The 15,257-nt window shown below is 42.1% G+C and carries 11 protein-coding genes; 3 read left to right on the top strand and 8 right to left on the bottom strand.

Features of this window, described 5'->3' with window-relative positions; genetic code table 11:
* From otnC to ltnD, 3 genes are read right to left on the bottom strand one after another with little or no spacing between them, the layout of a single operon-like run.
* Positions 1–642: a 3-oxo-tetronate 4-phosphate decarboxylase gene (gene otnC / locus JI723_RS03050; protein ID WP_070927603.1), complete on the bottom strand. Its 642-nt coding sequence runs from the start codon at positions 640–642 to the stop codon at positions 1–3.
* A complete protein-coding gene (gene otnK, locus JI723_RS03045; protein ID WP_272581087.1) occupies positions 635–1,912 on the bottom strand; it encodes a 3-oxo-tetronate kinase in 1,278 nt (425 codons plus the stop codon). Before otnK ends, otnC begins: the two co-directional genes overlap by 8 nt.
* Positions 1,909–2,817 carry an L-threonate dehydrogenase gene (gene ltnD / locus JI723_RS03040; RefSeq protein ID WP_272581088.1) on the bottom strand — a complete coding sequence of 303 codons (909 nt, stop codon included), beginning with the start codon at positions 2,815–2,817 and terminating at the stop codon, positions 1,909–1,911. Before ltnD ends, otnK begins: the two co-directional genes overlap by 4 nt.
* Positions 2,818–3,178: 361 nt before the next feature.
* On the opposite strand from ltnD, the gene JI723_RS03035 reads away from it, so the two are divergent.
* Positions 3,179–3,568, top strand: coding sequence for a YidB family protein (locus JI723_RS03035; protein WP_318708174.1), 390 nt, complete (start codon positions 3,179–3,181; stop codon positions 3,566–3,568).
* Positions 3,569–3,640: 72 nt separating this feature from the next.
* On the opposite strand, the gene metE is transcribed toward JI723_RS03035, so the two are convergent.
* Positions 3,641–5,920 (bottom strand): 5-methyltetrahydropteroyltriglutamate--homocysteine S-methyltransferase, encoded by a 2,280-nt coding sequence (metE, locus tag JI723_RS03030; protein WP_272581090.1) that lies wholly within the window; start codon positions 5,918–5,920, stop codon positions 3,641–3,643.
* A gap of 108 nt (positions 5,921–6,028) precedes the next feature.
* On the opposite strand from metE, the gene metR reads away from it, so the two are divergent.
* Positions 6,029–6,985: an HTH-type transcriptional regulator MetR gene (metR, locus tag JI723_RS03025; RefSeq protein WP_070927595.1), complete on the top strand. Its 957-nt coding sequence runs from the start codon at positions 6,029–6,031 to the stop codon at positions 6,983–6,985.
* Here metR and JI723_RS03020 read toward each other — a convergent pair.
* From JI723_RS03020 to JI723_RS03010, 3 genes are all read right to left on the bottom strand, one after another.
* Positions 6,885–7,769 (bottom strand): carboxylate/amino acid/amine transporter, encoded by an 885-nt coding sequence (locus JI723_RS03020; RefSeq protein WP_272581091.1) that lies wholly within the window; start codon positions 7,767–7,769, stop codon positions 6,885–6,887. The two genes, metR and JI723_RS03020, sit on opposite strands and share 101 nt — an antisense overlap.
* A 245-nt stretch (positions 7,770–8,014) precedes the next feature.
* Complete coding sequence (locus JI723_RS03015) at positions 8,015–9,664, bottom strand: Na+/H+ antiporter (protein ID WP_140179026.1); 1,650 nt, start codon at positions 9,662–9,664, stop codon at positions 8,015–8,017.
* Between the two features lie 398 nt (positions 9,665–10,062).
* A complete protein-coding gene (locus JI723_RS03010) occupies positions 10,063–11,415 on the bottom strand; it encodes an NCS2 family permease (protein WP_404826950.1) in 1,353 nt (450 codons plus the stop codon).
* Between the two features lie 908 nt (positions 11,416–12,323).
* Here JI723_RS03010 and JI723_RS03005 point away from each other — a divergent pair.
* Entirely contained in the window at positions 12,324–13,994 is a 1,671-nt protein-coding gene (locus tag JI723_RS03005; protein WP_337979769.1) for an ArnT family glycosyltransferase, read from the top strand.
* Positions 13,995–14,035: 41 nt separating this feature from the next.
* Here JI723_RS03005 and JI723_RS03000 read toward each other — a convergent pair whose 3' ends face one another.
* Positions 14,036–15,226 (bottom strand): MFS transporter, encoded by a 1,191-nt coding sequence (locus JI723_RS03000; protein ID WP_337979768.1) that lies wholly within the window; start codon positions 15,224–15,226, stop codon positions 14,036–14,038.
* Between the last annotated feature and the right edge of the window lie 31 nt (positions 15,227–15,257).

The following is a 15,257-nucleotide window of genomic DNA, read 5'->3' as shown; positions in this document are numbered from 1 at the left end:
TCATTTTTTTGGATAACGGTTTTCTAGTTCACTAACCTGCTCAGCAGTCAATGTGGTAAAACCTTGCTGGCGCAACGTAATATATAAACGAGCTGTATCTTCTAACTCTTCCGCATTGAAGAAAGCTTGCCTTAAGGTCTTCCCGCCAACCACTGGACCATGATTGGAAAGCAGTACCGCATTATGGTTAGGTGCTAATTTCTCAATTTCTTCACCAATACGGTCATCTCCCGGTGGTAAATATTCAATCAGTGGTAGTTTGCCAACTCGCATCACGTAATAAGGCGTGATTGGTGGTAAGCAATTACGGTTATCTAATCCTGATAGGCAAGATAGCGCCGTTAACCAAGGTGAATGCAAATGCACTACCGCTTGGCAATCAGGACGTTGCCGATACATCGCCATGTGCATTGACACTTCTTTCGTTGGCTTATCACCATCGATCCAATTGCCTTCTGGATCTAACTTACTCAATCTTTCAGGATCTAAATCACCAAAGCTTGAATTAGTGGGTGTCACAATAATATTGCCATCGGGAAGTTTGGCACTGATGTTTCCAGCCCCACCACTGCTATAGCCACGGTTAAACATCGATTTAGCCCAATCAGCTAACTCTTGGCGCAGCGCCTTCTCTTCACTCATCAAACATCTCCTGTGCGTACTGGAAGAAATTCTCTTGCCCAAAATTACCTGACTTGAGTGCCAACCAATAACCGCTAGTTAAATCTTCTACCCATGGAACCCCTGGTGCGATAGGCGCTCCAATACTTAATTGTTCAGTACCTAGGCTTTGCACGACTTTGCCTGATGTCTCACCACCAGCAATAATGAAAGTGTTATAGCCCTGTGCTTGTAATAACTTAACTACTTCACCAAAGATATTTTCTACCGCTGTACTTGCTGCTTCAGCGCCATAATTTTCTTGGATTTTTTTCAATATCTCAGGGGGTTGTGTGGCATATAACAATGGTGCTAAACCTGTTGTTTTCTGCGCTTGCACCCAAGTGACAAGCTGTTGTGCATAGTGTGGATTCTCAATACATTCGCCCACATCAAGCACTTTTGCAGGTGCAATTTGTTGGTAACACTGAACTTGCTTATTCGTCATCACAGAACAACTGCCTGACAAAATAATTGTTTTACGACCTTGTTTAGAGGGTTTCGCGCCACGCTGACTTCCTGCGCCCCATTCACAACCTGTATCAACATTTGCCAGTGCTGCGCCAAGGCCAGATCCGCCTGTTAGTAATGGCATTTCTTTTACTGCTTCGGCGATAGGTAATAAGTCATTCATGGTTAATGAATCAACCACAACATAGCTTGCCCCTTGTTCAGCCAAGGTGAGTAAACGCTGTTTAATCACAGCACTACCTTGCTGGATGTCTTGCAATGCAATCAGCCCTGCTTTACCTTCAGACTGTTTTTCCATCACTCGCATCAAGTTAGCATCCGTCATGGGTGTCACTGGATGATGCTGCATACCACTTTCATTTAACAATTGGCCATTAACAAACAGATGTCCATGAACAACTGTTCGGCCATTAATTGGCAGTGCAGGGCATATCAAAGCCTGTTGCGCATTTAATTGTTTCATCAACGCATCAGTCACTGGGCCAATATTCCCCTTTTCAGTCGAATCAAAAGTGGAGCAATATTTAAAGAAAATTTGCTGACACTGAGCTTGCTCTTTTAACCAACGGCAAGCGTTTAATGAGGCATTGATCGCTTCATCAACAGGACAAGAACGACTTTTCAGGCTGATAACAATTGCATCAACATCCTGTGGTACTACGGTATTTGCATCAGGTTCATTGAGTAACTGAACCACTTTCCAACCGTTTTGTACCATAAAACCAGCGATATCGGTCGCTCCGGTAAAGTCATCGGCGATCACACCTAGTTTTACTGTCATACCATTTTCTCCGGTAAAGAAATGCCTTTGAAAGTTTTGATTACTGCACTGTCATCTTGAAGGCCATAACCTTCATTACTGGCAGAAATAAACATTTGATGAGCTGTTGCTGCAATAGGCAGTGGGAAATTGAGTGCTTTGCCTGTTTCCATCACCAACCCTAAATCTTTTACAAAAATATCAACGGATGATTTCGGGGTATAATCACCATCAAGCACGTGTTGCATACGATTTTCAAACATCCATGAATTGCCAGCTGCATGAGTGACAATGTCATACATCATATCAAGGTCGATACCCGCTTTGGCTGCGAGTGCCATGCTCTCTGCTGCAACGGCAATATGCACACCTGCTAGTAGTTGGTGAATGGTTTTTACCGTTGAGCCAAGACCGACCTCATCACCTACTCGATATAAACGCTCTGAAATGGCTGAAAAAACCGCTTGTAACTGTTCAAATAGATGAGATGGACCCGAAGCCATAATGGTCAATTGGCCTTGTTCAGCTTTTAAAGCTCCACCTGAAATTGGTGCGTCCATTAATGGTAGTTGGTATTGTTGCAAGCGCTGAGCGATCTGTTTTGTTTGCACAGCAGATAATGTGCTATGCAAGACAATAATCGTCCCTGCATTCAGTTGTTCGACTAAAGGAGCATCACCGCCAAACAGTATCGACTCAACTTGTTTACCATTGACCACTACAAGCAATAGCGCTTGGAGTTGCGGTGCATATTCAGCCGCATTTTGCCCTACCGCAACGGCACCTGCTTGTTTTAAGATTTGGCAGGCATCTTGGCTAAGATCGAAGCCATAAGTTGGGATCTGATTTCTTATTAATGATTTTGCGATCCCCATTCCCATTGAGCCAAGTCCAATGACTCCAACATTGCTAATGACATTTTCCATAACAACCCCTGATGTTGTTAATCTTTGTTATTGGTGTGAATTTTCACACAATAAAATTCACAAACACATGATGACCATCACATTATGAATAATATAAAAAATAAACAATTAAAACCCAACCACCTGATAAATAATCAATTATAATTTTTCACAATTCACAAAACCTTTCACACTACAGTGTGATAAAAAATGTGATATGACCCAAATTGATACTTTTGTGATAATTTGTGAAGGAAACTTATCAATGATTACATTCAGTTGTTAGCAATCGCACCATTTTTGATTGACGCACCGTATAAATTCGCCAAAATAGCCGATTAATTAATTTTTAGTGGTTTTAGCGCGATAGCAAGGAGTAAAAATGGGTCTGTTCGATCAACTGGTCACTATGGTTGCAGGGGATAAAATGAGTCAGTTTCAATCTGTTGTTGAATGGATTGATAAGCAAGGCGGGTTAGCCGGAGTGGCTGATAAATTTAATCAACAAGGCTTAGGTGACATCATTCAGTCATGGATCGGTAATAGCGAAAACTTGCCTGTTAGCGTTAATCAGCTTATTCAAGTGTTTGGTAATTTAGATATTCAGCAACTCGCACAAAAAGTTGGGTTTGATCCACAAGAAACGGCTGAGCTGATTGCTAAATATTTACCAAAACTGGTCAGTAATGCGACCCCAGAAGGCGTGATCCCAGAAAATGTCGATTTAACGGCAGTTGGCATGAACATGCTAAAAGAAAAACTGTTTGGTTAATCATCATTAAAAAAAACAGCAGGTTAGCGTTTGCTTAACCTGCTGTTTTCTTCTTTACTAATAAACTGTTAACTAGCTTTGATATTCATTTCTCAGCTTTTTCGCTGCTTCAACCATGTTGGCTAATGATTGACGAGTCTCTGTCCAACCACGTGTTTTCAAACCACAGTCTGGGTTCACCCATAAACGTTCTACCGGCACACGATTTGCTGCTTTTCTCAATAGCGCGACAATCCATTCGACATTCGGTACGTTTGGTGAGTGAATATCGTAAACACCCGGCCCAATCTCATTAGGATAGTCGAAGTCTTCGAATGCATCTAGAAGATCCATATCTGAACGCGAAGTTTCAATGGTGATCACGTCTGCGTCGAGTGCTGCAATCGAATCCATGATGTCATTGAACTCGCAATAGCACATATGCGTGTGGATCTGTGTATCATCTTCTGCAATCGCTGCGCTGAGTTTAAAGGCATCAACCGCCCAATTTAAGTATTCAGCCCACTCATCTTTACGCAGTGGCAGCCCTTCACGCAGTGCTGGCTCATCAATTTGAATAATCCCAATACCTGCTTTTTGTAAGTCGTCCACTTCATCACGTAACGCTAACGCAATTTGCTTCGCAATCGTTTCACGGCTAACGTCTTCACGTGGGAACGACCAGCAGAGGATCGTGACAGGCCCTGTCAACATGCCTTTGACCGGCTTTTCTGTCAAAGATTGAGCGTACTTAGCCCACTCAACCGTAATGGCTTCAGGACGACTAATATCACCAATGATGACAGGCGGTTTTACGCAACGTGATCCATAGCTTTGTACCCAGCCGTTTTGAGTAAATACATAACCGTCAAAATGTTCACCGAAGTATTCCACCATGTCGTTACGTTCTGCTTCACCATGCACCAAAACGTCGATATCAAGCAGCTCTTGCTCTTTAATCGCTTGCTTAATGTGCTCGCTGATATTGGTACGATAATGCGTTTTGTCAACATTGCCTTTTTTGAAGTCAAGACGCAGTGTTCTAATATCACTGGTTTGTGGGAACGAACCAATCGTTGTTGTTGGCCACAGCGGTAAATTGAAACGTTCACGTTGGCGCTGTGCTCTTACTGGGTATGCGCTATTACGCTCTGCATCGCCTTCACGGATCGCTTGTAAACGCTTAGCTACCTCAGCATTGTTAACTCGCGTCGATGTTTTACGTGCACGAATTGGCGCACTGTATTGTTCTAACTCAGCTATATGCTGTTCTGTTGGCTGATTAAGTGCTTTGCTCAATAGGGCTAATTCAGCACATTTTTGTAGTGCAAATGCAAACCAACTTTTAACCTCTGCATCCAAACGAGTTTCATCATTGAGATCAATTGGGCTATGCAGCAACGAGCAAGATGAACCGATCCATAATGTACGCTGACCTAATAACGGTTTTACACGCGCAAATTTTTCACCTAAATCGGCTTTCCAAACGTTACGGCCGTTGATAATGCCTAATGATAATACCCACTCTTGAGGTAACGCATTGTGTAAGTTGGCAATATCATCACGCCCTGCAACCACGTCTACATGCAAACCCTGTACTGGCAATTGCTTGATCACGTCTAAATGGTGGCTGATACCATCAAAATAGGTGGTTAAGAGTAGCTTAGTTTTTCCTGTAAGGGCTTGATAAGCCGTTTTGTACGCCTGTTGCCATTCGGTAGGCAAATCTAGAACTAGTGCAGGTTCATCGATTTGCACCCATTCAACGCCTTTTTGCGCTAAACGTGAAAGAATTTCTTGATATACAGGTAATAACTCATTCAGCAAAGATAAACGATCGAATGATTCACCTTTAACTTTACCTAGCCACAGATAAGTAATTGGGCCAATTACGACAGGTTTGATGTTATGACCCAAAGCAAGCGCTTCATCGACCTCATCAAATAACTGTGTCCATGACAAACTGAATTTTTGCCCTTTTTGAAATTCAGGCACGATGTAGTGATAATTAGTATTAAACCACTTGGTCATTTCCCCCGCTGCCGCTGGCTTACCGGTTGGTGCACGACCGCGAGCCACACGAAACAGTGTATCTAAATCAATTGAGCCATCTTCATTTTGATGACGTGGAGGTACGTTCCCCAGCAGCAAGCTTGTGGTGAGTACTTGGTCATACCAAGCAAAATCGCCAACAGGTAACAGGTCTACGCCCTGCTCTTTTTGTTGCTGCCAATGGCGAGCACGTAATTCACGCCCAGTCTCTAGAAGTGCGGCTTGGTCAATCTTGCCTGCCCAATAATCTTCTTGTGCGCGTTTTAGTTCTCTTTTCAGACCGACACGAGGAAAACCAAGTGTATGATTTATAACAGACATATTGACCCCTTAAAATATTTAGCCGTCTAGATGTTTACACATCTATAATCAACAGGTACTGTATAAAGCACAAGCGCAAATTATTCATTGTCATCTTGAAGGTTTCTCATGATCGAATTAAAACATTTAAAAACGCTGCAAGCGCTCAACCAACACGGCTCATTAGCCGCCGCTGCAACGTACTTACATCAGACTCAGTCTGCTTTGTCACATCAATTTAGTGACTTAGAACACCGCCTTGGCTTTAAGTTATTTGTTCGTAAAAGCCAACCGCTGCGTTTTACGCCACAAGGGGAAGTATTATTACAACTCGCACAGCAAGTGCTACCGCTGGTGAAAGATGCGATCCGTATTTGTAATGAACCCGGAGTTTCAACGTTGCGTATTGCAATTGAATGCCATAGTTGTATTCAGTGGCTGACACCTGCATTGCAGCAATTTAGGCAAACTTGGCCACAAGTTTCTGTTGATTTTAAATCGGGGGTAACCTTCGACCCACAGCCTGAGTTACTGTCAAGAGAGCTGGATATTGTGCTGACATCCGATATTTTGGCTGACAAAGAAATTCACTACACACCGCTATTTGATTATGAAGTGAAGCTGATTGTGGCGAATGATCATCCATTAGCAAGAAAGCCAATTATTGAGCCGCACGATCTCGCTGATGACACTTTGCTAATTTACCCAGTACAGCGTAATCGTTTTGATGTATGGCGACATTTCCTCCAACCCGCTGGCGTTTCACCAAATATTAAAACCGTCGATAACACGCTGATCTTAATTCAAATGGTCGCGGCAAAAATGGGCATTGCTGCATTGCCTCATTGGGCGGTAGATTCATTCGAGAGGCAAGGCTTGATCACAACAAAAACGCTAGGAAGTGGTTTATGGAGCCGGTTATACGCTGCCTGCCGTGAAGGTGAGCAACGCCAACCAGCTATTGACGCTTTTACTAAAACAGCGGCTAGTCACGCTGTGGAGAACTTGTCTTATGTGAAGGCGGTAAAAGTATCCAACGCTTATGCACCCACAGAGAAGCAACAATTAGGCTCGCTCCAATGGTAAAACTCAGCCAATCTGGATGTTGTTGCCAAATAGCGAAATTTACCAGTAACCCTGCTGGAACCATCATGTTATTCATAATAGCAAGGGTTCCGGCATCCACTTTGGTTGCACCGTAATTCCACATAAAATAACCAATACCTGAGGCAACAACCCCCAGCCATAATAAAACCCACCATTGTGCATGAGTTGTGGGTATCATCGTTTTATTACCAAAGAGCAGCCACCCAGTGAGCGCCACTAGCGTTGCGCCAATATAAAACCATGAGAAAGCTTGATGCTGTGGGATCGGATGAACTTCCATCAAACGCTTATAACCTACCTGACCAACCGCAAAGAAAATATTTGCCAACTGCACAAACACAAGCCCTAGCCAGAAAGATTCGCTCAAGTGATCATAACGAATGATTGCTGCACCAATAACTGCCAACAAAGAACTAAACAAATAGCCCTTTCGTAGCCGTTGACGTTCCAATAAATCATAAATCAATGTTACATAAAGGGGGGTTAACACCGTAAATAAGAGGAATTCTGCAACACTAAGGTATTTATAAGCTTGGAAAACAAAGAAATACATAATACCTAGTTGGCATGCACCTACTAACATATACAGTGCTATGATTTTGGCACTAAAACCGCGCCAACGTAAAAATGGCAGAAAAACGAATGCGGCAAATGCAACCCGTATTAAAACAGATAACCAGCTGTCTACTCGCCCAGCAAGAAATTCCCCAATCAGACTAAAAGACGCTGCCCAAAGCAGCGTCGTAATTACCAATAACCACATGATGATATCGTTCTCAAATAGAGCTTGTTTATCTTTAAAGGTGAGTTTTTATTCAAATTAAAAACATTTTAAATAAGGCGAGAGGTTCGCCACCTAGTGACTAGAGAAGAGCCTCTCAACATCGTATCAAATAAGTAAAACGTTCTTTAATCGAACTCGTAGGGCAACACTCAAACCATAAAGAGTTAGCCAATTAATCAGTCTGTTTTTTAATCTCTTATATGATCAGTAAAGATAAACAGGCGCTAATGTTCCTTATCTATCAAAACCGCTTCTAATAAGTCGAGATCAACCAGTAACGATTGCAATGTTTCATTACTGATCTTGCGTGTTGCACGTAAATGATATAATTCACCGCGTTCAGCACGTAATGCCGTTAATCGAAAACGTCGTTCAAGATCTTCAATCAATAAGTTATGGTCGATTTCATCTTGCCCCGCCGTACGCCGACGTAAGTAACCCGTAACCCTAGAAGCCACCTCACTGATATCTTCAGGATCCAACTTTTCATCAACATCAGCAGATAAACGCTCTTCCATCTTATTTAAACTAACAATCGCAACTTCAGCCATTGCAGCTTTTGCCATACGAATTTCATTGATGTCAGCTTCTTTATCACCGACTTTAAAATTATGCAGTAGCAGCGGTAACGCTATCACACCAGCAAAGATTGAAAATAAGATCACCCCTGCGGCAATAAATACCAGTTGATAACGCGCAGGGAATGGTGAGCCGTCACTTAAAAACAACGGAACAGAGAGCACACCAGCTAAGGTGATCGCACCACGTACCCCGGCAAAGGAAGCTAGCCATAATTCACGCACAGTATAGTTGGCAAACTGTAATGGTTTTTTCTTTAAGAATAGGCGACTAAACCTTTTCATTAACCATAACCAGCAAAAACGTAAAATCAGTAAAGCAAAATAAATAACCGCAACCGCAGCAAATAGCATCCATGTTTCAACACTAGGATCCAGTTCTGCTTGGATCACTGAAGTCTGCCAAATTCCCGGCAGCTGCAAGCCTAGCATGATAAATACCAGACCATTAAATACGAACTCTAGCATTGACCAAACGCTGTCCGCACGTAACCGCATCGCCAGTGGCGCATTACGGATCACACCTGATTTGGTAATTGTCATCCCTGCTGCTACCGCAGCTAAAATGCCTGAAAAACCAATATGCTCTGCAATCATGTAGGATGCGAACGGTAGCAATAACATAAAGACGATCTGTGTTGCGGGATCATCACCGCTCCAGCGGCTCATTAGACGTAAAGACTTACTGTATACCCATGTCACCACGACACCCGCTAATAAGCCCCCCACAGCCACTTTGAAGAATTCGATAGTCACCCCTGAAACGGAGAACACCATGGTTCCCATCGCAATAGCGACCGCGAATTTTAAAGCCACAAGGCCGGAAGCATCGTTCATCAATGCTTCCCCTTCTAGCACACTCATCATGCGCTTAGGTATACGCCCCTTACCGACAATGGAAGAGAGTGCTACCGCATCGGTTGGTGAGAGTACCGCCGCAAGTGCAAAAGCAGCAATTAAAGGGATCCCCGGCATCAGCCAATATATTAGGTAACCGATCCCCACAACGGTGACCAATACCAGTACTAACACAAGGATGAATATCTCTCGACCATTCTGGAAAAATTCACGTGTTGGTGTTTTCCAACCATCAACAAATAGTAGAGGTGGGATCAGTAACACCATAAATAATTCAGGGTCAAATGTGACATGCAAGCCGAACTGAGGCCATGCAAGCAAGGCACCTATCGCGATTTGAATTAAGGGTAATGGAACACGAACTGGGAGGACTTTTGTCACTACACCAGAAACAGAAACTGCCAAGATCAAGATAAGAATAGTAAAGAAAATTTCCATGTTGCCCTTACTGATTAGCTAAACGAACCAAAACCCAAATATGGCCCATCGCAACAGAATATTTGGTAACTCGTTAGGCCATAAAATTTTTCAGTAGCCAGCAACTCGTGAAAACCCGCAGGTTTTACTTGATTCACCGCCTTATACCTACACTCGTGATACTTCAAGTTGCAGCGTTTTTCGTTAAGGCATCGTGACTGTATTCATTCGCGCCAGTTACATACTACTGTATGCTCCTCGCGACTCATTCATTAGTCGCCTAGCTGCACCTCGAATTATTTAGAGTATATTCTATCGTTAACTGATGCTTAGTCGGGAAAATTATTCAAACTTTAAGATTAATCGCGATAATACATTAGAGGGCGGTCATCATGACCGCCATAACAGATTAAACGGTGCTATATTGCCAGATCAGCAGCATAAAACGCCACCAAAAGCACTGCGATAACCACAGTTCCAATGTTTAGCTTACGCCATTCCCCTGCAAAAATACGCCCAATCACAAGTGCTGCAAAGCCCAACATAATACCTGTAACAATATTACAAGTAAGAACGATAAACACGGCACATAATAAACCAGACATTGAATCAACAAAGTCATCAAAATCTAACTTAGACACGTTACTTAGCATCAATAACCCCACATACATCAAAGCCGGTGCTGTTGCATATGCGGGAACCAAATACGATAGCGGAGATAAAAAGAGGATGAAAAGGAACAGAACGCCAACCACGACAGCAGTTAAACCTGTACGCCCCCCAGCGGCAGTACCTGCTGCTGATTCAATGTACACTGCGGCTGGAGATGCACCGATAGCCCCTGCGAAAATGCTACTGACGGAGTCGGCAGTTAAAGCCTTACCACCATCAATGATCTGACCGTCTTTATCTAGCAAATTGGCTTGACCAGCAACCGCACGAATGGTACCTGTCGCATCAAATACCGCAGTCATCACAAGTGCCAATAGACTTGGCAATACCACTGGTTGTAAAGCCCCCATGATATCCATATTAAAAATCAGCGATAAGCCATCTTCTCCCAGAGACGGTAGCTTAAAGAAGCCTTGGTATTTGACCGCAGGATCAAAAATCAAGCCAATGATTGAAATCGCAATAATGACTAACAACACACCACCCGGTACACGGCGTTTTTCTAAACCAAAAATCACAGCTAGACCAGCGAGAGCCATCAATACAGGGAAAGACGTAAAATCACCAAGTGCAACAGGTAAGCCTGCATTCGGGTTTTTAACCACTAAACCAACACCATTTGCTGCAATGAGTAGTAAAAACAAGCCAATACCAATACCTGTACCATGCGCAATTCCCATTGGCATATTACGTAGGATCCAACTACGGATCCCCGTGACAGAAATAATGGTAAATAAGCATCCCATTAAGAACACTGCGCCTAAAGCGACTGGAATACTAATTTGTTGTCCTAATACCAAGCTAAAAGCGGTAAATGCAGTCAATGAAATCGCACAGCCAATCGCCATAGGTAAATTAGCCCATAGCCCCATCAGCAGTGAGCCAAAACCAGCAACTAAACAAGTCGCAATAAACACGGCGGTAGGAGGAAAACCTGCTTGTCCTAACATTCCGGGAACAACAATGACGGAATAGACCATTGCCAAGAAGGTGGTTAAACCCGCAATGATTTCACGGCGAACGGAGGAGCCGCGCGCTGAAATTTTAAAATATTTATCCAATTTACAATTGGTTGAAGCCTGTTGGCCAGACATGGAGATACCCCTGCTAAACATGACTAAACGCGACCACACCCACTGACGAAAACGATTACCTTTTTAAAAAACAGAACGATCCATTAAGACATGACCTCAGTGAATGGTTCGTGACGCAATCGTTTGGCTTTATTGATACGGGATGGCGGATAATGAAGCGTGCAATTATCAATCGAAATAGGCGTGATGATCAAGTGTTTTCGAGTTAAGTCGAGTGATAGTCCAAATTACCTATAACTTAAGTTAAATTACCACTCTTGTTTCTAAAAATCCGCTTGGAATATCTCCATCTACTTAAAACTCCCCTAAGCACGGCTAATCGCCAAATGAATGGAACACGAGAAGAATACAGCAGTAGATGAGGAGTAACGAATGAATATAATCACGATGCCTTGACGAACGGTGCGATAACATGAAGCATAGCAGCATATGCCGAGTTGCAGCTAAGCGACAAGCGAAGATAGTCGGGGGAGCATAGATAATCGCGAGCGTCGCGTAGTCTCTTATGTCTTAACAAAAAGCCCTGCAACTTGCAGGATGACGAGTATATTCAAAAAAGTCATACATGACAGAGAATTAAGTGCTTAAATATAGCCATATTTAAGTTCTAAAATAGATTTCATACCCCATTTAAGTGTAGTTAATAAATATTTTGTTATAATTAAAGACGTTTTTCGTAAAGAATGATAAATATTCGATTTTAATTATTAAAAAATCAGTTTTATGAATGACATTTATTAGAAAGCATTTTTCTTTGTTAGCCTATACTCTAGCCATGATAAATTAAATTAAAATTAACTTTAAATTCATAATATTAAAATTTTCCATTGTTGAGCTTTAATTTAATTTCACTAAGATAGAATCCAATTTCAGCAAAAACTATCAATCGCGAATATATATTCACTGTAGAAATAATGCAAAAATTATCATTACCTAAGAACTTGTCATTCATTTTATTTGTTGGTTTTCTAATTATCTACCTTTTGCCTGGTATTTATGGGCATACCCCGTGGAAACAAGATGAAAACTACAGCTTTGGTATTATTCAAACCATGTTTGAAACCGGTAACTGGCTAGTCCCCACCAATGCGGGTGAACCCTTTATGGAGAAGCCTCCTCTTTATTACTGGGTTGCTACCATAACCTCTCATCTATTGTCTGGATTTATGCCACTTTATGATGCAGCGCGTAGTGCAAGTTTGCTGTTTATGGTCGTTAATTTTTCCTTCTTTATCTTACTTGCTCGTCGTGCCTTTAATACCAATGATTTCAATGACAAACGTATTTGGATTGCTTTTGCTTTGTATGTCTGCGCTCCCGGTATCTTACGGCACAGCCACGATATGTTCACCGATGTGGCGTTAATTACAGGAGCAACTATTGGTTTATATGGTATTCAAGGGCTGATACGCCAAGAAAAAATCATTATGTCTGCACTATGGCTAATGATTGGCACCGTAATCACAATGTTATCAAAAGGCTTGTTTGTACCTGGTGTGCTATGGCTCAGTCTACTACTTGCACCCATCTTCCTGCCTCAATGTCGTCAAAAAATGTTCTGGTTACCGGCAATTATTGCTGGGTTAGTTGCTCTTTTATTGATTTTGCCTTGGCCTATTTTATTATACCGCCAGCACCCCGACCTCTTTATCACATGGATTTGGGAAAACAATATTGGTCGCTTCTTAGGTTTTTCCGTTGAAAAACTAGGAGCTAAAGCAAATTTAACCCGTATCCCTTCCGCTGTTGCTTTTTTTGCTCTGCCATCAGGGATACTGGCCGTTCTTTACTTTTTTAGAAATCCATTAAAACGCTTACACAATCCCAATATTTACTTGGTCACCATGTTTCCTTTGTTAGGGATCTTACTTTTACAAATTTCTGCTAGTGGACGTGCACTTTACCTACTCCCTTTTATTGCATCGCTGGCGATACTGGGTACGCATACCCTGTTACGCCTACCTGAAAAAATCTTGCGCATCTTTTCCCATTTTTCAGCCATGTTATGGTCCCTATTGATTATCTTTTTGTGGGCCTGCTACTTCGTAGCTTTAGCAGATAAAGCATCAACATGGCTAGCCCCATTTGGCAGATGGCTCCCCATGAGCTACCAAATGTCATTTTCAATATGGGGATTTATCGGCGCACTTCTCTTAACTACCGTGTGGTTTTCAAGAAGTCTCTTTGTGAGCCCACAGATTGCATTACGCGCTATACAAAACTGGGCGCTCGGTATGTGTATTATGTGGGGAGTGATCTTAAGCTTATTTGTAGGCTGGATTGATTATAGTAAAGGTTTTGAAACTGTATTTGTTGACTTAAACCAGCAACTAAAAGGCAACTATAAAGCTGATGATTGCATGGCTTCCGATAACATTGGTGAATCAGAAGCGCCAATGCTGTATTACTACACAAAAATCTTACATCAACGACAAGATCGTTTCGAAAAGCCTGAACAATGCCGTTGGTTAATCGTCTTATCAAAACAGATTAACCCACCACCATCAGGTATGACGCTATTTTGGACCAATCATCGTCCTGATGAATTTACAGAGAATTTGGTCGTCTATAAGGCAATCGAATAAGTGGAGATTGGGTGTAATTATTGACACCCAATTAATGACGATTAAGCTTCTTGAGCGACCTGTGCACTATATTTACGGCGGGTAAACCATAAAAAAAGTGCGGCAATTACGATAAGTAATAAAGGTAAACCCGATGGGGAAATCGATGTCGCCACTCCTGCTAATAGTGGCCCCGATAAGTTACCAACACCCCATAACATGGCTGCTGCCGCATTAGCTATAATGAGGTCATTACCACTAAAGTATTGCCCTATTTGAACCAAAGCAATGGTATAAATTGCTCCTGCGGTTGCCCCTAATACAAACAGCAATACCCAAATTAAATAAGTATGGGTGATCAGCAGTGGTAGCATACAACTGGCAAATAATGTGGCGACGCCACAAATACGATACAGCTTTTCACGGTTCATATGATCAGCTAACCAGCCGAATGGCATTTGCATAATTGCATCACCCGCTAAAATAGCGCTGATCATCATTGCTGCGATAGCTTCCGTATGCCCCATTCCCATCCCATAAATCGGGAACATAGATAAAATCGTGCCATCAAAAAAAGCAAAAAATAAGATACCGGCGCATATACCTGGGGCAACTTTAACAAACTGAATAATTGAAAAATTCGATTCTCTAGCGGTTGCAGAAATACGATCGCCTATTTTTTGATCCATGATTAAAAACAGAGCAACAGAGATCACATGCAGCAAAGTGCAAATTAATAATGGAGACTTATCTTCAACACCATAATAAGCAATAAAAGAAGGGCCTAATAACTGACTAACCGTAAAAACGGTTGTATAGATAGCAAGAATGCGACCGCGCCGGTTTTCAGGGGATAGCTCATTTATCCATGTTTCACCTAAGCAAATTAATACTCCACTTGCTAACCCTGTGATCAAACGCAAAGGAAACAATAACCATAATGGCAATGAGCTCAACAAAGGTAACAGGCTAATTGCAGAAACTACGGTTGCAATCAGCATGGCTTGTCGTTTTCCACACCAATACACGATGCGTTGGACAACAGGTGCAATTAAAAACATCCCTAGTGCAGGGGCGGCAGAAATAATGCCAATATATAGCTCACTAATGCCATAATTATTTAAGCGTAAAGCCACCATTGGAATGCTTAATCCAATCACGATACCAATGACGGCAATACTGGTTGTAATGGTAAAAATAGCAAAAGAAGGGCTATAGCGAAAATGCGGTAAACACTGATTATCAGAGCTCATTGTGATGTCAATTGTTTTCTAGCGAAAACAT

Source organism: Providencia manganoxydans (genome assembly GCF_016618195.1).
GTDB lineage: Bacteria > Pseudomonadota > Gammaproteobacteria > Enterobacterales > Enterobacteriaceae > Providencia > Providencia manganoxydans.
This window is presented reverse-complemented; position numbering and strand designations above follow the sequence as displayed.

What these genes read in the sequence shown, in the direction of transcription:
- otnC (WP_070927603.1), bottom strand. Translation starts at nt 642, where the DNA reads ATGAGTGAAGAGAAGGCGCTGCGCCAAGAGTTAGCTGATTGGGCTAAA.
- otnK (WP_272581087.1), bottom strand. Translation starts at nt 1,912, where the DNA reads ATGACAGTAAAACTAGGTGTGATCGCCGATGACTTTACCGGAGCGACC.
- ltnD (WP_272581088.1), bottom strand. Translation starts at nt 2,817, where the DNA reads ATGGAAAATGTCATTAGCAATGTTGGAGTCATTGGACTTGGCTCAATG.
- JI723_RS03035 (WP_318708174.1), top strand. Translation starts at nt 3,179, where the DNA reads ATGGGTCTGTTCGATCAACTGGTCACTATGGTTGCAGGGGATAAAATG.
- metE (WP_272581090.1), bottom strand. Translation starts at nt 5,920, where the DNA reads ATGTCTGTTATAAATCATACACTTGGTTTTCCTCGTGTCGGTCTGAAA.
- metR (WP_070927595.1), top strand. Translation starts at nt 6,029, where the DNA reads ATGATCGAATTAAAACATTTAAAAACGCTGCAAGCGCTCAACCAACAC.
- JI723_RS03020 (WP_272581091.1), bottom strand. Translation starts at nt 7,769, where the DNA reads ATGTGGTTATTGGTAATTACGACGCTGCTTTGGGCAGCGTCTTTTAGT.
- JI723_RS03015 (WP_140179026.1), bottom strand. Translation starts at nt 9,664, where the DNA reads ATGGAAATTTTCTTTACTATTCTTATCTTGATCTTGGCAGTTTCTGTT.
- JI723_RS03005 (WP_337979769.1), top strand. Translation starts at nt 12,324, where the DNA reads ATGCAAAAATTATCATTACCTAAGAACTTGTCATTCATTTTATTTGTT.
- JI723_RS03000 (WP_337979768.1), bottom strand. Translation starts at nt 15,226, where the DNA reads ATGAGCTCTGATAATCAGTGTTTACCGCATTTTCGCTATAGCCCTTCT.